Genomic DNA, 21,473 nt, shown 5'->3' with positions numbered 1-21,473 from the left:
ATCAGATCATATCCTCGTCTTTGAAAGATTTTGTCCGACGGAACTGGATGACGGCAAGTGTCATGATGAAGAATGACAAGATGAGCGTAATCGCAGCCGCAAGTCCGTATTGCGGGTTGGCTCCGAGCGACAATTTGTAAATCCATGAAATCAAGATATCGGTACCACCGGCAGTTTGGCCCGGAACAGCCGGTCCACCACCGTTAAAGAGATAGATGATGTTGAAGTTGTTGAAGTTGAACGTGAACTGCGTGATGAGAATCGGTGCTGTTGCGAACAAGAGCATCGGCAATGTGATTAAACGGAACTTATCAAAGATGGTCGCACCGTCAATCGTCGCCGCTTCATATAAGTCACCCGGGATGGATTGAAGCACCCCAGTCATGAGCGTCATGATGAACGGGAAGCCGAGCCACCATTGAATCAAGATGAGCGCACTGCGTGTCGCCGTCGGATCGGTCATCCAGTTGATCGGATCAAGTCCGAACGCCGGAAGAATCGTCGTATTGAATACCCCGAACGATTCGTTGAACATCGAACGGAAAATCAAGATCGTGATGAACGCCGGTACGGCCCATGACAAAATCAAGATTGAGCGGAACAAGCGACGGAAACGAAGACCTTCTTGGTTCAAGAGGACTGCAAGGAAGATCCCGATGGCGATGACACCGACCGTCGAAGCGACTGTCCAGACGAGCGTCCAACCAAGAACGCCGACGAACGTGTCACGGAAAATATCAATTTCAAAGATTCGTGTGAAGTTCTCAAATCCGACCCATTCCACGAGTTTCGCCGGTGGTGCGTTGTTGTAGCGATAGTTCGTGAAGGCGATCAAGAATGTGAAAATCAATGGAAGAATAACGGTGAAGACGAGCAAGATGAGCGACGGAATTAACATCAGGTATGGGAATCCGTGGTCGCGCAAGTTGCGAAGTTGCACTTGGAACGTTGCAACGTTTAGGTGCTGATCACGAATGCGACCGACTCGGTAAGCGTCACGAATGTTCCAGACGTAGAACGCGATTCCGAAGAAAAGTAAGATCAATGCGACAATACCTTCTACCATCAAGAAGATGGAATGGTCGTTACGAGGTCCTGCCACTTCGCCAAGCGTGATCAATCCCCAAAGGCCGCCACGGTCGCCAGGTCCAGCGCCTGCTCCTTTGAAAAAGAGATCGTAGTTTACTGCAAAATAAGACATGATGACAATAAAGAAAGCGATCGCTTTCGCTTTTTGGTTGTTATAAAATTGACCGGCTCCCGGAATGATCGAGAGTAATGCAGCGTTCCGAGCATGATTGGTCGGTTGTTTGTCCGGACGTTGATCCGGCGTTTTCGGGTTCGCAATTGAAGCCATCCTCAATTTCTCCTTTCAATTTGAGCAAATCAATCGAGCAAGCGTTTGCTCAATTCTAGAAAATGAGGGGGAACGCCAGTCGGCGTACCCCATCATCTCTTGTCCTTATTGGTTGTTCGCTTGGATTTGTTGCTCGATGACTTTAACAGCATCGTCAGCTGATTTTTGTGCATCTTGCTTGCCAGTTGCTACGAGCTGAAGTGCTTGTGCCATTGGCTCCCAAACTTGTCCCATTTCAGGAATGTTAGGCATTGGGATTGCGTTCGTCGCTTGATCGAATACCGCTTTCGCAACTTCGTTCGACGTGATTGTTTCGTTCGACTCGAGTGCTGCTACTGGTGGGATCTCGTTGTACGCTTCGAACATTTTCAATGCGTTCTCTTCGTTCGTGAGTTCTGCGAGGAACATTTCAGCCCACTCTTGGTTTTCTGTGTAAGCAGAAAGTGCGTATGTCTTCACGCCCATGAACGTCTTGATTGGCTCACCGTTTGGAAGTGTCGGCAATGCAGACGCTCCAAGGTTGACGCCAGCATCTTGGTAACCAGCTACGGCCCATGGTCCGTTCATGACTGTGTGTGCTTTCTTCTCAGTGAAGAGTTGGTCCATCGCTTGGCCACCAGACTCGCCGATCAACCCTTTAGGGAAGAGGCCTTCTTGGTACCATTTGCCGATGTAGTCGAAGCCTTCAACTGCGCCTTCGTTGTTCAAACCGATGTCGGTTGGGTCGAGCGCGCCGCCGTCTTCTTTGAAGACGTAACCGCCGAAGCCAGCCACTACACCGTGAGCGAAGTAGAAGTTATCCCAAAGACCGAGGAAGCCGTACTCACCTTTGTCTTTAAGATCTGTAGACAACTTGTACAAGTCGTCCATTGAAGTAGGAGCTTCTGATACCAAATCCTTGTTGTACATGAGGACTGGTGTTTCAACTGATTTCGGATAGCCGTAAGCTTGTCCGTCGAACATGACAGCCGATTTCGAAGCGTCTGTGAACGCTTCAAGTGCGCCTTCATCCGTAAGTGGAGCCAAGTGACCTTGGTCAGCGATCGTACCGATTTGGTCGTGTGGTACGAGAACGATATCAGGACCTTTACCAGCTGGGCCATCAAGCGCCAACTTGTCTTTTTGATCCGTCATTTGGACTTCAACGACTTCAACTGCGACGCCGTGTTCTTCTTCAAACGCCTTCGCAACTTCTTTCGTCGTTTCCGACTTTTCAATATCTTCCCAAATTACGATTTTTTCTGGCTTGTTCTCGCTAGAAGAACCGCCTTCGTTAGTAGAACCGTTGTCCGTACCGCCACCACATGCAGCAAGTGCACCGAAAGCGAATACTGCCGTTGAAAGTCCTGCTACCATTTTTTTCATCTTCATGATGAAAAACCTCCCCAAGGAATAGTATGGTCAGATTTGCGCAATCGCACTGGCCTACTGATTTTAAACAACTCCGCTACAGAATCAGTAGGTTAGTGAAAACGTTTGCATCCTCACCTCAATTTTTATTATACAGTTGTGTAAGCGTTTTACAAGACTTTTTTTTAGGAATTTTTCCTGCTGTTGTCCCATTTATCTCTTTTTGAACTTTTTGTAGGTGTTTTTCTTATGAAACAAGGAATCGAACGATTGACAAAATGTAAACGCTTTATTAACCTTTGCTTGAGCAAACGTTTTCACAACTGATGTTTCTTTTCTGAACAGACAGTGTAAAATGGTAACAACCCTAAGAGAGAAAGGAACGATTTCATTTGATTAAAGAAGCTATCTATCATCGCGCCATGTCCCCTTTCGTGTACAAGTACGACCGAGAAACGATACATATTCGATTCCATACGAAAAGAAATGATATCCAATCTGTTGACTTAATTTGGAATGACCCATATGACTGGCATTCGGAAGACCCGGCCATGTGGAACTTCGATCCGGACAAGCCGAGCTTCTGGCGCACGTTCGAGACACCGATGGAAAAGATCGGACACGACGACCAATACGACTATTGGTTCATCGCCATCAAGCCGCCATTCCGCCGGCTCCGTTACGGCTTCCGTCTCCATGACGGCAATGAGACGGCCGTCTATACGGAAAAAGGTTGGTTCGAAGATAAGCCGCTCGATGACACGGGCTACTATTTCTGCGTCCCATTCATCAACCCGGTCGACATCTTCCATGCCCCGTCGTGGGTGAAAGATACGGTCTGGTATCAAATCTTCCCGGACCGGTTCGCGAACGGTGACTCGTCACTCGACCCGGAAGGCACGCTCCCGTGGAACAGCACCGAGCCGACAATCACGAACTTCTTCGGCGGCGACTTCCAAGGGATCATCGATCATATCGACCACATCGTCGACCTCGGCATTACCGGCATCTACTTCTGCCCGATCTTCAAGGCGACGACGAACCATAAATACGATACGCTCGATTATATGGAAATCGATCCTCAGTTCGGAACGAAGGAACAGTTCAAACAACTCGTCGACCTTCTGCACGAGAACGGGATTAAAGTCATGCTCGACGCGGTCTTCAACCACGTCGGGTACAATCACCCGTGGTTCCTCGACGTCGTCGAGAACGGACCGCAGTCGGAGTACCGGGACTGGTTCTACCTTCGTGACTTCCCGATCGAGACGACACCGAAGCCGAACTACGATACGTTCGCGTTCGAGAAGAACATGCCGAAAATCAATACGGAGCACCCGGCGCTAAAAGCTTATCTATTAGAAGTCGCGCGCTATTGGGTCGAGGAGTTCGGCATCGACGGCTGGCGTTTGGACGTCGCCAACGAAGTCGATCATGCGTTCTGGCGCGACTTCCGGAAAGCCGTGAAACAAGCGAACCCAGAAGCGTACATCCTCGGTGAGATTTGGCATGACGCGCAGCCGTGGCTTCAAGGCGATCAGTTCGATGCGGTTATGAACTACCCGTTCACGAACGCGAGCCTCAACTATTTCGCGCTCGACCGTACGTCCGCTTCCGAGTTCCGGGATGAATTGACGCGCGTCGAGATGATGAACACGACGAACGTGAACGAAGTGACGTTCAACTTGATCGATTCGCACGACACGCCGCGTGCCCTTACACGAGCGAAAGGACATAAAGGAAAGTTCAAGTTGCTCATGACGTCGATGCTCACGTACACGGGCAGCCCATGTATCTATTACGGGGATGAAATCGGTCTCGAGGGTGAACAAGACCCGGGCTGCCGTCGTTGCATGCCGTGGGATGAGACGCAGGAAGACCGGGAGCTGTTCCGCTATATCCAAAAATTGATTCGACTTCGCAAAGAGCACCCGGTGCTTGCTAACGCCGGGTCGTATCGCTTCAACCTCGTCGATAACGAGTCGAACGCACTCATCATTGAGCGTTGCACGAAAGACGAGACATATTTGATATACTTCAATAACTCAGAGACGGTATCGAAGCTGAACCCACTCTGGCATACGGGAAGCGCTTACGATTTGCTTCACGACCGCGATGTAGACTCACTTGAAGTCGAACTCGCACCGTTCAGCGCCACGATTTTGAAAATGAAATAAATTCGGTTTTGCACCCGTTTCGGCGGGTGTTTTTTTTGTTGAAAATAATTTGCTAAATCCCTTTCTTTTTCATATCAAAAGGAGTAACATGACCCTTGTGATTTTGACAACGTAAATATTTCATAGAGAGAATTGTAGAAACAAGGGAGAATTCACATGCCGAACAAAAACACCGAACAGCTCAGTTTATTTAAAATATCGTGGCCGATCTTCATCGAGCTCGCGCTCCATATGGGGACCGGGATTATCGCCACGCTCATGTTGGCCCATTACTCAGATGCCGCCGCTTCTGCCGTCGGCGTCGCCAACCAAATTTTGAACGTCTTCTTAATCGTCTTCAGCGTGACGTCGGTCGGCGCGACCATCTTGATCGGTCAAGCCATCGGCGCCAATCGGATGAAGAAGAGCCGCGACTTCGCCCGTTCTGCCGTCAGCTTGAACATGTGGCTCGGCGTGATCATGGTCGCCGTCGTGTTCTTGTTCGGTGAGACGTTCCTCCGCCTGTTCGGTCTATCGGATGAGCTGTTCGACCACGGTCTCTTGTTTTTACAAATCGTCGGGTTGTCGCTCTTCACCGAGGCGCTCATCATGGCGCTCAGTTCCGTCCTCCGGAGTCACGGGATGACGAAACATGCGATGCTCGCGACGCTTCTCATCGATATCATCACGGCCATCGGAGCCATGATTGCCGTCATGGGTTGGTTCGGCCTCCCGGTGACAGGTGTCGCCGGTGTCGCCTGGGCCATCGTCATCGCCCGTTTCTCGGCGATGGTACTCTTGTTCTGGATCGTCAAGAAGCGACTCATGCTCCGCTTCCCGCTCAAAGAATTGATTAAGCCGCAACGCGATGATATCCGTGCCTTGCTCCAAATCGGGGTACCATCGGCTGGAGAGAACTTGTCGTATCAGTTCTCACAAATCATCATCACCGGTTTCATCGCCACGATGGGTGAGGCGTCCCTCGCCGCCCGCGTCTATGTCATGAACCTGTCGATGCTCGCCTTCTTGTTCACGGTCGCCGTCGCGCAAGGGACGCAGCTGTTGATTGCCCGTGACATCGGCGGGAAACGGTTTAAAGAGGCGTATACCCGCGCCGTCAAGACGTTGAAGCTCGCCATGTTCGCATCACTCGTGGCCTCACTCGGACTCGCCGTCTTCGGTAAGTCGTTGCTCGGTCTGTTCACGTCGAACCCGGACATCATCGCCGTCGGCGTACCGATTTTATGGGCGACGCTCATCCTGGAGCCAGGTCGTGCCATGAACATCGTCTTGATGGGCTCGCTCAAGTCGGTCGGCGACGTTCGCTTCCCGGTCATGATTGGAATCGCCTCGATGTGGGGCGTCGCCGTCGTCTTCAGTTATTTGTTCGGTCTCCAGATGGGGCTCGGCGTCCTCGGGATTTGGCTCGCCTTCTCACTCGACGAGTGGTTCCGCGGTTTCTTCGCCTTCCGGCGCTGGAAATACGGGACGTGGCAACAAAAAGGCTTCCAGTTCGAACCGAAGCCAACTTCATAACCAATCAAAAAGAAGCGGTCGCTGTGACCGCTTCTTTTTTTATCGATTATCGATTTAAGAACGCCTGCATCGCCTGGCGATGAACGTCCGTCTGCCCACATTTCCGTTGCCAGATAATCTCTTGCTCGAGCCCGTCCTCGAACGAATCGGCCCGGAACAACGCCTTCATGCCTTGCACCGCCGTCGGTGACTTGGCTGCGAGCGTCTCGGCGTATGTCGTCAACCGTTCCAAGTACGCCTCATCCTCGACGAGCTCCGTAACGAGACCGAACGTCTCGGCCTGTTTGGCGTCAATCGTGCTGCCGCTCCACATCCAAGCGAGCGCGAGATCTGGCCGCATCAAGCGTCGCAAATGGTACGGTCCCCCCGCGTCGGCGACGAGACCGATTTTGATGAACGCCGAACTGAACTTCGTCGACCTTGCGACGAGCCGGACGTCCGCGGCGAGCGCCAGACTGAGACCCGCCCCCGCGACGACCCCATGAATGCCGGCAATGATTGGTTTCGGACAGTCGGCAAGCGCCCGCACGAGTGGATGATACACCTCTTCTAAATACACTCCATAGTCGGCGTCACTCTCAATCGTCAAGTCCTGTCCCGATGAGAAGGCACGTCCTTGCCCGACGAGCACGATGACGTGGACGGCCTCATCCGCCACGAGCTGCTCCATCGCTTCCCTCGCCTCGCGAAGCAACGTCTCATTTAATGCGTTCAATTTTTCCGGCCGGTCCCATTTCAGCCAGCCGACCCCGTTCCGCTGTTCCAGTTGAATCGTTTCCATCCTAATTTCCCCCTTCATGATAAAATGAATCACTATTCATTTCTCTATCATGGATTCTGTTTCCTTCTTGTCATGAAAACTTTCCGAGTTCGATTGCCCGACGCTACCACTATTTGCTATTCTTAAAAGAGTCGTTCAACGAAAGGGTGGGACCGATGCAACTGACAAACGCCGCAAGACAACTGAAACAACGGAACGTCCCGTTCACGTATCACACATATGAAGTGGACGAGTCCGACGTCTCGGCCAAGCATGTCGCCGCATCACTCGGTAAACCGCTCGACCAACTGTATAAAACGATTTGTCTCGAGAACGAGCAACGCCGATTCGCCTTCTTTTTGATTTCAGGAGAGCTCGATATCGACTTAAAAGCGGCCGCAAAAGCCTGGGGCGCCAAAAAGGCTTCGCCCGTACCGGTGAAGGAACTCGAGGCACTGACCGGGTACATCCGGGGCGGGGTCTCGCCGATTGGTGCGAAGAAACGATTCCCTGTGTTTCTTCACGACAGCGCCAAACAAAAAGACACGATTATCATCTCGGCCGGAAAACGCGGCTATCAACTCGAACTCGCTCCGGCTGACTTGCTCGGATTCACGGACGGTCGCTGGTTCACTCAATAACAAAGATGGAGGCAATACCTATGTGGAAAGAACGAATCCGCTCGTGGATTCCTAACTCATTTACGTTCGGCAACTTGTTCTGTGGCGTCTTGGCCATCGTCTATGCGGCGCGCGGCGACTTTTCGAACGCGACGTTACTGATTATCATCGCCATGATGCTCGATAGTCTCGACGGACGGCTGGCCCGTATGCTCGGAGTGGCCGGTGACTTCGGGAAAGAACTCGACTCGCTCGCCGATGTCGTCACGTTCGGGGTCGCCCCGGCGTTACTCGCCTACTACACGTTCTTTATCGATTACGGCAATTACGGCCTCTTCTTCGCCGCCCTATTCCCGCTGTTCGGCGCCTACCGCTTGGCCCGCTTCAACTTATCGGCGACGAACGTCACGGCCAGCTACTTCTCAGGCGTCCCGATCACCGCGGCCGGCGGACTGCTCGCCGTCGTGACGACGTTCGGGGACCAGATTAATGAACTGCTCACCCCAATCTTTTTCACGGGTCTCGCCCTGCTCATGGTCAGCCGCGTGCGTATCCCGAGTTTCAAAGATGTGCCGCTCCCGCGCCATTCGTTCATCATCACAGTCAGTCTCATCTACTTGACGTACATGATTTTCGCCCGGTGGAAAGAATGGCCGTCGTTCTGGTTCATCGCCGTCACATTCTACGTCTTATTCATCGCCTTCTCGTTCGTCAAGAAACGAAAACGGATGGCGAATTGATGGGTCCCTCTCGAGGGGCTCTTTTTTTGCATGCATTTATTAGACGGATGTCACAAACCTCTCTAGAATGGTAATAGAGGTGATGAAATGAAAGTGTATCCATGGATTTGGAAATGGTTTTTAGTTTGGTATGTCATCGGGGTCGTCCTCGTTGGCTTTGATTTGTTGCCGAGTTGGCTCGAATGGGCAAACCCGGTATTCTTATGGCTCGCTGGGGCCATCGGTGGTTGGGTGATCGCGGACGGCGTCCGCCACGCCCGCTGGATTGTCCCGTTCATCTTCTTCGGCTCAATCGCTGTCGAGACGCTCGGTGTCAAAACCGGGTTCCCGTTCAGCGAGTATATCTACGCCGAGGCGTTCGGTCCGACCGTGTTCGGTGTACCGGTCACAATCGGTGCAGCCTGGCTCGCCGTCATCGGCTCGAGTTTTGCCGTCGCCCGCTTGTTCTCGTTCAAGAACCGCACGCTCTGGCTCGTCCCATTCCTCGCTGTTTGGCTCGACATGGCAATCGATCCGGTCGCCGCGAACGTGAAAGGCTATTGGGAATGGGCCAATGCCGGTTTGTATTATGATATCCCGACGCAAAACTTCGTCGGCTGGTTCGGACTGTCGCTCATTTTCTCTTGGTTACTCGACCGGTTTGAAGTCGAGGCGGAACCGATGTTGCTCGGGCACGGCCGTTATTTGTTCGTCATGCTTCACGCCTTGTTCGGAGTCACGGCCGTCAACGCCGGTCTCTACGGGATCGGTGTCCTCAGCCTCGTGACCGCCGCAGGTCTCATCTTGATAGAACGGAGGAGCCGTCATGATCGAAGCGAGCAAAAAGAAATGGTTCAATAACCTGTTCTCGACGTTCGTCAAAGAGCGTCAAATCCGTCCGTTTTTCCATACGATTCACGTCCGGGCCGATGACGTGCCGACACCTGGATTGTTTTTGAGCACACACAGCTCGTGGTGGGACGGGATGATTCTGCTCATGTTGAACGAATATTATTTGCGTCACGACGTCCACGTCTTGATGGATGAGGATGGACTGCGCCGCTTCCCGTTCTTCCGCCACTTAGGTGCGTTCTCCATCAAAAAAGGCAAACTATCGGACGTGCGCGCCTCGCTCGACTATGCTAATCGGCTGTTACTCGCTGGCAAGTCCGTCTGGGTGTTCCCGCAAGGACGTGAGTATCCACAGGAGCATCGCCCGCTCGAGATCGGTTCCGGTGCAACGATGCTGATTCACAATCCAGAAGTCCGGTTGTGCGCCATCTATTATACGTTCGCGTCCCACGCCGCCCCGCTCGTCTATGTGCGGTTCCGCAACCATACGGTCGTCTCTAAGACGCGACGTGACCAAAAACAAGAGCTCGCCAAAGCACTTGAGCGACTATATGACGATACGCGCGACGACGTGATCGCACAATCCGACCGCTATATCGAGCTGTTCCCTCCGAAGCGCAGCTTGGCGGATTGGACAGAGCACGTGCTCCAACTCGGAAGAGGCCGCTCATGATTCTGTTCGTCATCACGTCCCTGATGCTCGTCTTCACGCTGGTGAACTTGCTATTCCTCCGGCCGCTCACCGCTCCGGCCCCTGTCCCTTCGACCGCGATTTGCATCCCGCTTCGGAACGAGGAGCGGAACGTGCCGAAACTCGTCACAAGTTTAAAGGCAGCCTTGACGGATGAATGTCACGTTTATTTGTATGAGGACCGGTCCGAGGACGGTACATATGAGGCGCTCGTTCAAGCAATTGCGGGCGATTCCCGCTTCACCATCTTCCGTGGGGTGCCGCTCCCGGAAGGCTGGGCCGGTAAAGTCCATGCATGCCATCAGTTGGCGACCCGGACGACCGAGCCGTATGTATTGTTCCTCGATGCCGACGTGACGATCGACCCGACGTTCATCGGTCGACTTCACGGCACACTCGCCCGCGAAGGAGCGGTCTTCTTGTCCGGCTTCCCCCGTTTCCCGACACCGACTTGGCTCGGCAAACTGTTGATTCCGATGCAGCACGTCTTAATCGCCCAGCATTTGCCCCTGTTTTGGCGAAAAGTCCGTCATCCTGCCTTCGCCGCGGCCAACGGGATGAACGTCCTCGTCGAGCGGGCGAGCTACGAGGATGTCGGAGGGCACGCCTCGATTCATGATTCATTGATTGACGACATCGATCTCTGCCGCGAGTTCAAACGTCGGAAAAAGATCACGTCGCTCGTCAACGTCTCGCCGTATATCACGTGTGACATGTATGCGACGAATGAAGAAGTCTGGAATGGGTTTTCAAAGAACGTATTCAAGGGAATGAATGAAGCAGTGGGCATCGCCCTTTATTTCTTTCTCTACTACGGCATCCAGCTGTCTGCTTTCATCGTCTTTCTCGTCCGCATGGACTGGATTTCATTCTTGGCATGCGCGTTCGTTTTGCTCGCGCGCCTCGCCATCGATGTCAAATCGGGTGGCCGCCAGTTTTGGCTCCACCCGTTCAGTCTCATCGCCTACTTGCTCCTCTTGTCGAGCGCGGTCGTGCGCAAATGGCGACGGAAGCCGATTTCATGGAAAGGCCGAACGTATCAATAATTAGGAGGCATACTATGAAACATATCGCCATTATCGGGGCCGGTCTCGGCGGCTTGAGTGCCGCCGTCACCTTGGCCGCCCGCGGTTACGACGTGACCGTCATTGAAAAGAACGAGCATGTCGGTGGGAAGCTCATGCCGATTATCACCGATGGACACCGCTTCGACTTCGGACCGAATACGATTACGATGCCGGACGTGTTCCGCTCCGTCATCCGCAACAGCGGCGCCAACCCGGATGACTATTTTGAGCTCGTCAAACTCGAGTCGCACACGGTCAACCACTTCTCCGACGGTTCGACGTTCACATTCGATTCGGACCGCGAAAAAATGGAAGCTGAGGTGCGCCGTCTGACCGGCGACAAAGCCGATAAAAATCAATTGGCCGCTTACTTAGACGAGGCGGAAAAACTGTTCGAGATTGCCAATCACCGCTTCTTCACGCGGATGGACTCGAAAATCGATACCGGTCTTTGGGCCGACATGATGAAAGTGCATCCGCTCAAGAGCCTGCATGCGCTCCATAAAAAGTACTTCAAGGACCCTCGCATCATCCAAGCACTCGACCGGTATGCGACGTATATCGGCAGCAGCCCCTACGTCACACCAGGCACGTTCGCGCTCATCTCGCATCTCGAGCTGAATGACGGCGTCTATTTCGCCAAAGGTGGGAACTGGACGATCGCGAAAGGCTTCGCGAAACGGGCGAGCGAGCTCGGCGTCGAGTTCCGGCTCGGCCATGAGGTGACGAAAATCGAAGTGACGAACGGGAAGGCCCATGCGGTCGTCATCGACCACGAAGAGGTCATGTCTTGCGATGCCGTCCTTCTGAACGGGGAACTGCTCACGCAATATCCGCGTCTCGTCGACGCGATGGACCGTCCCTCGTTCCCGGTACCGACACGCGACACGATCGAGCCATCGGTGTCCGCTTTCGTCATCATGATCGGCTTGAACAAACGATTGAACCTCGCCCATCACAACGTCTATTTCTCAGACGACTACGAGGCCGAGTTCCGGGCCTTGTTTGAAGAGGAACGCTATGCCGATGAGCCGACGATCTATATCTCGAACTCGGCCCATACCGACCCGTCAATGGGAGAAGCCGGCGATAACTTGTTCATCCTCGTCAATGCGCCGGCCCATATGACCGATATCGATGCCGAGACGTATGAGCATTTGATTCGTCGACGGCTCCGCACGTTCGGTGTCGATTGGGAAGACAGCGATGTCTTGTTCCATCGCCGCGTCACTCCACTCGATTTGACCCGTGATTTTTACGCCTACTACGGAGCGCTTTACGGGACGTCGGCCAACTCGAAAAAAGGAGCGTTTTTCCGTCCGTCGGCCCGTTCCGAAGACGTCTCAAACATCTGGTTTGCGGGCGGTTCGACCCACCCTGGTGGCGGTAGCCCGATGGTGACGCTTTCAGGACAATTCGCGGCCCAATCGATGTTAGAGGACATACCTCTGACAATTTGAACATTTTGTGAACAGAGGATTCGACACTTGTCGACACGGGACAGACGTGATAATATCATATTCGAGTTCAAGCAGTTTTGTAACGTTAGTTACACCTGTAGCGATCGAATGGCTTCCCCGAGCCTATCGCGTTTTGAACTTGTCACACCCGAGAAAAAAGTGATGAGCGAGTTTCCCCACTCGTATCCCGCAGCTGGAACAGCATGCATCTGATGTTCCCCCTTAGTCCATCAAGCATCCTGCTTCAGCGAAGATGCCCCATTGTTTCATTCCCCATGAAACGAGGCACATCTTTAGGGTTCATCACGTCCGATTCGTTCGTTTCCCCGATGAACGAATCACATAACGCTTACACCACTTTTGGTCCCCCGCCAAAAGTGGTTTTTTTGTGCGCAAAAAAGGCAGCCGTCTCAAGACGACCGCCCTTGCTTATAATCTGGTCAACAGTTTGCCTTTTTGAATCGTCGAGACATACGCCCGCTTCGTGAAGACGTCATGCCCGTTCTGCCGGGCCGCATCTAAAATCCCTTCATAGAGGAGCGCTGCCGCCGCGACAGGCTTCCGGCTCGTCACAGGATACAAGTGATGCGTCTCCCGAGCGCTGCTGTATAACGCTTCCGCGCGACGGGCCACTGTCTCCCAGACGTCGATGAACGCCGGAGTCACTTGCCGCGCAAACAAATCGGCTTCCTCGACACCGAACTCGGCGAGCAACGATTGGGGCACATAAATCCGGTCCCGATCGAGGTCTTCCCCGACGTCGCGCAAGATGTTCGTCAACTGCATGGCAATTCCTAAATCGATGGCGCCTTGCTTCAATTGCTGGCGTCCACCCGCATCGGTGTCCGGCGCGAGAATCGGTAACAGCATCAAGCCGACGGTACTGGCCGCGTAATAGCCATACTGCTCCGTCTCCTCGAGCGTCGCATAACGCGTCTTATGTAAGTCCCATTTCATGCCTTCGGCCAACTCGAAGAACGGTTCGACGTCCATGTCGTATCGCTTCCAGACATCCTCGAGCGCCACCCAGAGCGCATCCGGCAATGGTTCGCCCGCCAAGAAACGATCGAACTCGGCCAAAAAATGCGTCAAACTTTCCTCGGGGCTATCAGATTCGTCGACCGCGTCATCGAGTGTCCGACAAAACGTATAGACCGCAGCCACGGCTTGGCGGTCAGGTTTAGAGAGCAGGGAAAAGGCCCGATAGAACGTGAGCGAGCCTTTTTTCATTACGTCTTCACATTGACGATACGCTTCTTGTGTCGTCATGGTACAATGCCCCCATTTCTTCTTCCATTCTTTTCACTAACAGTTGCGAGCCGATCATGACGATTGGAACGCCTCCGCACGGATGGACCGATGCCCCGACCGCATAGAGACGGTCGATCTGGGCATACGGACGGGCCTGCGGTTTGAACGCGGCCGACTGGACCAATTTCGGGGCGATGCCGAAGCTTCCGCCCTCGAACAAGCCGAATCGTTCCGCATCCATTGGCGTCCGGACTTTCATTTCCAAGACACGGTCTCTGAAATCGGGCACCATCCGTTCGATGCGGCCGATCAAATGCTCGATTGCACCGCTCGTTTCGAAGTCTTTCCGTTCCAGTTTACGCGGCACCGGTACGAGTACGTACAGCACGCTCGTGCCCGTCGGTGCGAGCGAGTCATCGATGAGGGACGGATTGAACGTATACATTGCTGGATACTCGCTCAGTTTACCATCTTCGAAGATGGTCCGCATCGACCCGGCAAAATCATTCGGTAAATCGAATTGGTGGACCGGCAAGTCGATGTCCCCGTTCACGGTGAAATATAACAAGAGAGTCCCACTCGACGGTTCATACGACTTTGGCTTGACGCCATCAATCAAGCGTTCCATGAGCGGGAAGTCGCCGTTGACGACGACCGCATCATACGGATGGACGACTCCGTCGACGACGACCGCATCCGCCCGACCTTCGGCGACGCGGACGCGTTCCACCTTCGCGTTCAGCTTGAACGTGACGCCCCGGCGCTTCAACTCTTGTTCTATTTTCGTCGCCAGCGAGAAATATCCTCCTTTGACGTACCAAATCCCCTCTTCTTGCTCCCGATACGGAATCAAGCCATAGAGGGATGGCGTGTCATACGGGTTGCCGCCGATGTAGAGCGTTTGCAGACTATAGGCGACACGAAGACGTTCGTCCTTAAAGAAGCGTTTCATGTTCTCGTGGGCCGTCTCATACGCCTTCAAGCGCATGAGGAGCATCAATAACTTCGGCTCGAACAGATCCGTCTTGCTCTTATAGCCCCGGTCCAAGAACGCGTCGAAGCCGAGGCGATACTCTTCTCGTTTTTGGGCCATATATTTTTTGAATCCGGCACCCTCGTTGAAAAGACGGTCGATTTCGGCCGCCTGGCGCTCGATATCGCGATATTTATAGAACGTCGTCCCATCCTCATAACGGAGGCGATAGAGCGGGTCGACTTCAAGCAGTTCGAGCTCACGTTCCGGGAACCCGGCTTCTTGAAGCTGACTTTTCAGTTTCCCGGGTAACAGGACGATGGTCGGCCCCTCATCGACGCGGGCGCCGTTCTCGAATTCGACATAATTGAGTCGACCCCCTACGCGGGATTCTTTCTCATAGATGGTCACGTGTAGCGACGGATATTTATGGGTCAGGAGCAAGGCCGCGTAAAGCGACCCGATTCCGGCACCGACGAAGCTGATGTTCATTGGCCGACACCTGCCCGGTCACGCAATAGGTTCGCCGTGATCCGCGCCGACTCAAAAATCGTCGGCAGTCCGCTGCCTGGATGAGTGCCCCCGCCGACGAGCCAGACGTGATCGAGTTCCTCGAACTGATTGTGCGGACGGAAATACATCATCTGCGATAAGTTGTGTCCGAGATTGAACGTGGCTCCTTCATATACACCGAACGCTTCCCAGTCGTTCGGCGTGAGCGGCTGCATGACCTCGATATGGTTACGAATGTCGCGATACGGTGAACGCGTCTCAAGCGCATCGAGGACACGTTCCGTCATCGTCGCCTCGAGCTTCTCCCAAGGCAAGTTCGACAGATTGTTCGGGACCGGCACGAGGACGTAGAGTGACGATTTACCGGCTGGTGCCAGCGTCGGGTCAATGTTTGACGCGTTCTGCACGTAGAAGGAGAAGTCTTCACTCAGCTTCAAGTCTTGCGTCATCTCTTTCACGTTACGCTCGTAGTCGTCTGCGAAATGAATCGAGTGATGGGCGACGTCGTCATAGACGCGATCGAGCCCGAGATAGAGCATGAACGTCGAACACGAGTAGCGCTTCTTCTTCAGTTGTTTCGGACTCCAACGCGTGAGCGCATCGCTCGGGACGAGTGTCGTCATCGCATGGGCGAAATCGGCCCCGACAATCACTTCATCGAACGCGTAATGCACGTTGTTCGCCACGAGACCGTTGACACGCTTCCCATCGAGCAAGAGACGGTCAACGCCTTCTCCGAGACGAATCTCACCGCCCTCTTCTTCGATGACGCGCGCCATCGCTGTACATAGTTGGTTCACGCCGCCAATCGGATGATGGACGCCGTAGGCATGCTCCATATACGACAGAATCGAGAAGCCGCCTGGACAATCCCAAGCCGACATCCCTAAATATTTGGCTTGGAAAGTGAAGGCGTACTTCAGCTCCTCGCTCGTGAAGTATTCCGATAACACGTCATATAACGATTTACCAATCGACAAGAACGGCAACGCCTTCAAGACGCGTGTAGCCACGTAATCCGTCAACTTGTCATGCGCCGTCTGCAGGACCGGCATCAACTTCGACAGCTTGATGGCTTGTTCGGCCATGAAACGTTCATAGCCTTCCCCGTTCCCAGGGAATTGCTCTTCAATCGCCTGATGCATTTGATCACGGTCGGTCGTCATCGACAGTACCCGGTTCCCTCGATCGAAATAAAGGTCGTACATCGGTTCAAGGCGTTTCATCTCGACGTAGTCATGTAAATCGCGACCCGTCTCTTCGAAAATCTCTTCTAAAATATACGGCATATTTAAAAAAGTCGGGCCACGATCGAACGCGAATTCTCCGACTTGAAGACGAGACGTTCGTCCACCGACGAACGCCTGCTTCTCAAATACTGTTACCTTCACACCACGGCTTGCGAGCAGCATCGCAGCCGCAAGTCCTCCTGGTCCGGCACCGATCACGGCGACTCTTTTTTCCGACACGTTGAACAACTCCCTATGTGAATAGTCTCTTATGCTTCTATCTCATTATAGAAATGACTGGAGACAAGTTCAAATTTGAATCGGCTCGTCGTGTGTCCGCCATGTGTCAATTGCCGCGTTCGGCAATGACGATATACCATGATCCTTCCGGGATGAATGGGATAAAGCGAATATTTTCAAAGCCGACTTGCTGCATTTGACGGCGCAACTCTCGAATTGTCGGTAACGGATGCAAGTTGTCATGGAGGGTCATGAACGCATTGAACGCCGAGGCAAACCGAGAGCCGAGCGGCGTCTCTGCGAGCGGAGTGACGAGGACGGCGACACCGGACGCTTCGAGGTTCTCGAGCATCCGTTCGAGCAATTCGATTCGTTTTTCTGGCGAGAAGTAATAGAGCATGTTATTCATCATGACGGCATCGAACCGGTCCTCATGATCCCATTCCATGAAATCGGCCACTTCGTAACGAATATCGCCTGACTCATCCTGCTCCCGGGCTTCGGCGATGACGTCCTCTTCTAAGTCAATCCCGGTCAACTTCCACTCTGGTTCGAGGCCATGCAGTTTACGCAAGTAACCACCGTGCCCGCATCCGATATCGAGCATCGTCTTCACGTCGGCCTGACGCAACAGTTGTTGAACGACTGGGAAAGCGACCGTCTCGACGAGCGTCGACGTCTGTGCAACGACCTGTCCATGCGTCGCCCCATCGAACGTCTTCTGTTTGCCCGACTCTAAAAAGTCAGGGTAAGCGATGAGCGCCGGGATATGCAGCTCCATCATCTCTTGCAGCATGAAACCGATACTGCGCTCATCCTCATGCGACAATTGATATTTCAAACTACGTGTCGGGAAGTAACGCCAGCCTCTCTTCTTCAAATGACGAACGGCGACCCCCACTTCAAGCCAACGCTCCAGCGCGAGCTTCGTCAACGGTTGCTTCAAGCGAAGCGTCATCTCCGCAAAGCTGGCACCGCCTTGGAGTGCATCGAACAATCCATATTTATAGCCGATATATCCGTGCCAAAGCGGCAGGAACGATTCCGTTTGTTTCATCCATCTTCGCGCGTGCAAGACGCGTGACCATTCATTCATTTGTTGTTCCATCATTTCACCTCATCATCGTTATCACTGATTTTTTTATTTTCCCCTAATAATTTACGGACAAACAAAAAAATCCCACTCCGATGTGCGGAATGGGAATCAACCTTAAATGAAATTGCTAAAGAACGACTGTCCGTATGGCAACGCATAGCCGATGAAAATCGTCACGAGTGCAAGTACGACGAAACCGCCGAACATCGCGTTCGCTGGTTTTTTCTTCTTCACACGGATGAGCGTCATCTCACCGAAGATGAGCGTGAGCAGTCCGACCGTGATTTTCACGTGATAGAACATGCCGCCACCGTTCAATTGTAAATACAAATAAAGTCCTGTGCCGAACGCGACGAGCAACATGAGTCGAAACACCATGTGGGCAATCTTCCCGCTCTTGTTCGCGTTCTTATAGCCGACGTAGGCGACAGCGAACAAGACGAGTAATAAAATCCAGCTCGTGACGTGCGTGTGTAGGAATGCAGTCAATGGCATTCAAAGTCCCCCTTTCCATTATGTACAATCTCTATTGTACACGAGTCGCTCGCTTTACGGTCAAGCAGGTGATTGAAAAATCTTCGCTTCCACCAAAAAGGCGCCCCATCGATGATCGATAGGCGCCTTGCGTTGCTGACGTGATTAAGCTGTCGTCGTTTCTTGTTCACGGACGGCGTATTCATAACTTGGAATGACGACCGTGAACGTCGAGCCTTGATGCTGCACCGACTCGACATGAATCTGACCGGCGTGACCGCGGACGATTTCCTGACAGATCGGAAGGCCGAGTCCGGTACCGCCGATTTCACGGCTGTCCGAATTGTCGACACGATAGAACTTGTCGAAGAGTCGGTCGAGCGCATCGCTCGGAATCCCGATTCCTTGGTCTTTCACTTTAATCGAAATGGATTGGTCGTGATGGGCCAGTTCGACTGTGATTTTCCCGCCACGCGGCGAATACTTCACGGCGTTCGAGAGCAAGTTACTCATCAACTGTTTGAACTTCTGACAGTCGGCGAACAGTTCGTACGGGCGATCATCGGCCGTGACGAGCTCGAACTGGTGTTTCAACGATGACGCCTCATAGAACGTCATCATATCGCGAATGACCGGCTCGACGTCGAGCTGTTCGCGGTCATACATTTGACTGCCGGCTTCCATGCGCTGCACGTCAAGGAAGTCGTTGACGAGATGCGTCAAGCGCTCCGTCTCGGCATGAATCGTCTGCAAGTATTTCGCTTGCTTCTCGTTCGGCAACTGCTTCTTGACCATGAGCTCGGTGAACCCATAAATCGAAGAGAGCGGGGTCCGTAATTCATGGGAGATGGTCGAGATGAACTCGCTCTTCAAGCGCTCCGCCTCGGTCTCGCTCGTGATGTCGCGGAAGACGAGCAACGTTCCTTTCGATAACCCGCCGACGACGATGCGCTCCGCATACATCTGTAGGTTCATTTCCCCTTTACGGATCGAGAAACTCACGCTGTCATGTGGGAAGTCGTCCGTGAACAAACGATCGGTATACTTCAAGAAATCATCTTCTTGATCGACCGTCGTTGAAATCGTCTCGCGCCATTCGTTCCATGATAGTTCCGCGAGTTCGCTCGACGTGATGTCGTCAAGCTCAGGGAACATCTCATAGAGCGGACGGTTGACGAAGACGTCATCGGTCGAGTGTTCGACGTAAATGACCGCCTCGCGAATCGAGTCGAGAATCCGTTCCGTCTTCCCTTTCTCACGGGTCATCTCTTCAAACAGACGCATCCGGAGAAGTGAGAGCGACAACTGACGGGCGAACGACATGATGTCGCCCATCTGTGTCTGCGTGAAGCGGTCTTTATAACGAACGAGATAGATGAACGCGATAATCGAGTCATCCGTCGGATCATGGACCGGCACGGCCGTCTCATACATATAGTATGGATACGGGAGCGGATGGTCGCTCGCGACTTGTTTCGACGAATGGACGGTCGTCCGCAGTGTCATCGCCCGCGTCAAGACCGAATTCTCGCTATCGAGCAATTGACGCGTGAGCGTCTCGTTCAAGCCGTGGCTCGTGATCGAGAATGAACCTGTCGCATCGACGAAGACGAGCGCGCCGACTTCTGAGTCGGTGATGGCGACGAGCTTCTCGATAATTTCTGGATAGGCCGTGAGCGAATCGCGGGCCGCGAGCGTCTCGGTCAATTCGTTGCGGTAAGCCAAGTGCTGCTCGTTCTGTTGCGTCTGCTCCAAGATCTCTTCAAGCTCTTGCTGCTGTGCCTGAAGCTCTTCTTGTTGCGCAATCAACTCTTCTTGTTGCGCTTGCAGCTCGTGATTTTTCTCAATCAAGTGACGTTCATTGTCACGAAGCGTCTCGGCCATTTTGTTGAACGACCGTGACATGATCCCGATCTCATCTTCGCGTTCCATCTGATCACTCAAATCGACGATTTCGCCTTTCAACAAGCGATCAGACGCGACTGAAAGTCTCGAAATCAAACGCGTTTGACGGCGCAAGAACGGTTGGATGAACAGTAAAATCAATGCCGCGAACGACAAAATGCTCGCAATCCAGAGGAATTGAAGAATATCGTTATTCAATTTCCAAGCATCGTACACTTTTTGTTTCTCGCTATTCATCAAAGATTTATAATCTGACAATGATGTCTCAATCTGTTGAATCGGTCCGAGCGTATCAATCCCGCGCTCTGGGCTGTACGGGACGACGCCCTGCTCAATCAAACGCTGGGCTGTCGGCAACGCCAACACCGTCTCTGGGTCGACGGTCGTCTCGGTGATTTCACCTTCTGCCCGCAATTGACCGTACTCCGTCGTCACCGGAAGGATGACACCGAAATAGAAGTCATGAAACTCTTGCAAATCCTCCGCGAAAATCTCACCTTGTTTCGTCTGGACGACGCTCTTGAACCAGTTAATCTCTTGTTGGAACTCGTTCTCTTTGGCACGGGCCCGCTCAAGCGCCTCGGTATCCCCAAACAAGAGGAAGCCGCGGGAATCATATTGAGCGCCTTGCCAGTCGTCCCAAAGCACGTTCAACCGGTCAATCCGCTCATCGACATCTTGTAACCGTTGTTCGTTCGCCGCAACTCGTTCTTCCATGTACATGTACATGAAAATCGAGCCGACGAGCGCGAGCGCGAGGAACGAGTAGAGGACGACCATGAGGTCGCGCCCGAGTTTTTGTTTAAACCATCTGTTCAATTCACGATGCCTCCTATAATCTTCACCAATTCAAGTGGACTGAACGGCTTCGAAATAAAGTAGTCGACGCCAATCTCATTCGCGCAATCACGATCAGATTGTTGGCTCTTCGCCGTGAGCATCATCACTTTCGTATGTTGGCGTCCTGGCAGTTTTCGTACTTTCTCAATGACCTCAAGACCGGTCATGCCTGGCATCATATGGTCGACAATCACGAGGTCGTACTCGTTCTGTTCGATTAGCCGATAGGCTTCAAGGCCGTCTGGCGCTTCATCAATGTCATATCCTTCATCTTCTAATGTATCTAAAACAAGCATGCGTAATACTTCTTCATCTTCTGCTAGTAAAATTTTTACCATGACGATTCCTCCATTTTTTATCCCATTCCATTATTTTAACGGATTC

General features: G+C 52.9%; 18 protein-coding genes. 8 read left to right on the top strand and 10 right to left on the bottom strand.

The window, feature by feature from the left end:
- Position 1 precedes the first annotated feature (1 nt).
- Together KNP85_RS12980 and KNP85_RS12975 are read right to left on the bottom strand one after the other, a co-directional pair.
- On the bottom strand, positions 2-1,357 hold the full coding sequence (locus tag KNP85_RS12980; RefSeq protein ID WP_021066668.1) for a carbohydrate ABC transporter permease: 1,356 nt from the start codon (positions 1,355-1,357) through the stop codon (positions 2-4).
- 105 nt (positions 1,358-1,462) lie between these two features.
- Positions 1,463-2,728: an extracellular solute-binding protein gene (locus KNP85_RS12975; RefSeq protein ID WP_021066669.1), complete on the bottom strand. Its 1,266-nt coding sequence runs from the start codon at positions 2,726-2,728 to the stop codon at positions 1,463-1,465.
- 371 nt (positions 2,729-3,099) lie between these two features.
- Here KNP85_RS12975 and KNP85_RS12970 point away from each other — a divergent pair, with 371 nt between their 5' ends.
- On the top strand, positions 3,100-4,884 hold the full coding sequence (locus KNP85_RS12970) for a glycoside hydrolase family 13 protein (protein WP_029595949.1): 1,785 nt from the start codon (positions 3,100-3,102) through the stop codon (positions 4,882-4,884).
- 156 nt (positions 4,885-5,040) lie between these two features.
- Complete coding sequence (locus KNP85_RS12965) at positions 5,041-6,399, top strand: MATE family efflux transporter (RefSeq protein ID WP_021066671.1); 1,359 nt, start codon at positions 5,041-5,043, stop codon at positions 6,397-6,399.
- Positions 6,400-6,445: 46 nt separating this feature from the next.
- Here KNP85_RS12965 and KNP85_RS12960 read toward each other — a convergent pair whose 3' ends face one another.
- Positions 6,446-7,180, bottom strand: a complete 735-nt coding sequence (locus tag KNP85_RS12960) for an enoyl-CoA hydratase/isomerase family protein (RefSeq protein ID WP_021066672.1) — start codon at positions 7,178-7,180, stop codon at positions 6,446-6,448.
- Between the two features lie 155 nt (positions 7,181-7,335).
- On the opposite strand from KNP85_RS12960, the gene ybaK reads away from it, so the two are divergent.
- From ybaK to KNP85_RS12930, 6 genes are all read left to right on the top strand, one after another.
- On the top strand, positions 7,336-7,800 hold the full coding sequence (gene ybaK / locus KNP85_RS12955; protein ID WP_058763054.1) for a Cys-tRNA(Pro) deacylase: 465 nt from the start codon (positions 7,336-7,338) through the stop codon (positions 7,798-7,800).
- Positions 7,801-7,820: 20 nt separating this feature from the next.
- Positions 7,821-8,519 (top strand): CDP-diacylglycerol--serine O-phosphatidyltransferase, encoded by a 699-nt coding sequence (pssA, locus tag KNP85_RS12950; protein WP_021066674.1) that lies wholly within the window; start codon positions 7,821-7,823, stop codon positions 8,517-8,519.
- 87 nt (positions 8,520-8,606) lie between these two features.
- Positions 8,607-9,359, top strand: coding sequence for a carotenoid biosynthesis protein (locus tag KNP85_RS12945; protein ID WP_214803371.1), 753 nt, complete (start codon positions 8,607-8,609; stop codon positions 9,357-9,359).
- Entirely contained in the window at positions 9,325-10,023 is a 699-nt protein-coding gene (locus KNP85_RS12940; protein WP_029595951.1) for a lysophospholipid acyltransferase family protein, read from the top strand. Before KNP85_RS12945 ends, KNP85_RS12940 begins: the two co-directional genes overlap by 35 nt.
- Positions 10,020-11,087 (top strand): glycosyltransferase family 2 protein, encoded by a 1,068-nt coding sequence (locus KNP85_RS12935; RefSeq protein WP_029595952.1) that lies wholly within the window; start codon positions 10,020-10,022, stop codon positions 11,085-11,087. The genes KNP85_RS12940 and KNP85_RS12935 overlap by 4 nt, the downstream gene beginning before the upstream one ends.
- A gap of 14 nt (positions 11,088-11,101) precedes the next feature.
- Positions 11,102-12,568, top strand: coding sequence for a phytoene desaturase family protein (locus KNP85_RS12930; RefSeq protein WP_214803368.1), 1,467 nt, complete (start codon positions 11,102-11,104; stop codon positions 12,566-12,568).
- A 429-nt stretch (positions 12,569-12,997) separates the two neighbouring features.
- On the opposite strand, the gene KNP85_RS12925 is transcribed toward KNP85_RS12930, so the two are convergent.
- From KNP85_RS12925 to KNP85_RS12895, 7 genes are all read right to left on the bottom strand, one after another.
- On the bottom strand, positions 12,998-13,837 hold the full coding sequence (locus KNP85_RS12925) for a phytoene/squalene synthase family protein (protein WP_214803365.1): 840 nt from the start codon (positions 13,835-13,837) through the stop codon (positions 12,998-13,000).
- Entirely contained in the window at positions 13,806-15,284 is a 1,479-nt protein-coding gene (locus KNP85_RS12920; protein WP_214803362.1) for a phytoene desaturase family protein, read from the bottom strand. The genes KNP85_RS12925 and KNP85_RS12920 overlap by 32 nt, the downstream gene beginning before the upstream one ends.
- Entirely contained in the window at positions 15,281-16,807 is a 1,527-nt protein-coding gene (locus KNP85_RS12915) for a phytoene desaturase family protein (RefSeq protein WP_125318023.1), read from the bottom strand. Before KNP85_RS12915 ends, KNP85_RS12920 begins: the two co-directional genes overlap by 4 nt.
- Positions 16,808-16,880: 73 nt before the next feature.
- Positions 16,881-17,882, bottom strand: a complete 1,002-nt coding sequence (locus tag KNP85_RS12910) for a class I SAM-dependent methyltransferase (RefSeq protein ID WP_021066683.1) — start codon at positions 17,880-17,882, stop codon at positions 16,881-16,883.
- A gap of 102 nt (positions 17,883-17,984) precedes the next feature.
- Entirely contained in the window at positions 17,985-18,365 is a 381-nt protein-coding gene (locus KNP85_RS12905) for a YisL family protein (RefSeq protein ID WP_029595956.1), read from the bottom strand.
- Between the two features lie 144 nt (positions 18,366-18,509).
- Positions 18,510-21,068, bottom strand: a complete 2,559-nt coding sequence (locus KNP85_RS12900; RefSeq protein WP_214799057.1) for a sensor histidine kinase — start codon at positions 21,066-21,068, stop codon at positions 18,510-18,512.
- Positions 21,065-21,427 carry a response regulator gene (locus KNP85_RS12895; protein ID WP_021066686.1) on the bottom strand — a complete coding sequence of 121 codons (363 nt, stop codon included), beginning with the start codon at positions 21,425-21,427 and terminating at the stop codon, positions 21,065-21,067. Before KNP85_RS12895 ends, KNP85_RS12900 begins: the two co-directional genes overlap by 4 nt.
- Between the last annotated feature and the right edge of the window lie 46 nt (positions 21,428-21,473).

This window comes from Exiguobacterium sp. s194, from assembly GCF_018618275.1.
GTDB lineage: Bacteria > Bacillota > Bacilli > Exiguobacteriales > Exiguobacteriaceae > Exiguobacterium > Exiguobacterium chiriqhucha.
Note: the sequence above shows the minus strand (reverse complement) of the source record. Positions and strands in the feature narration are given on the sequence as shown.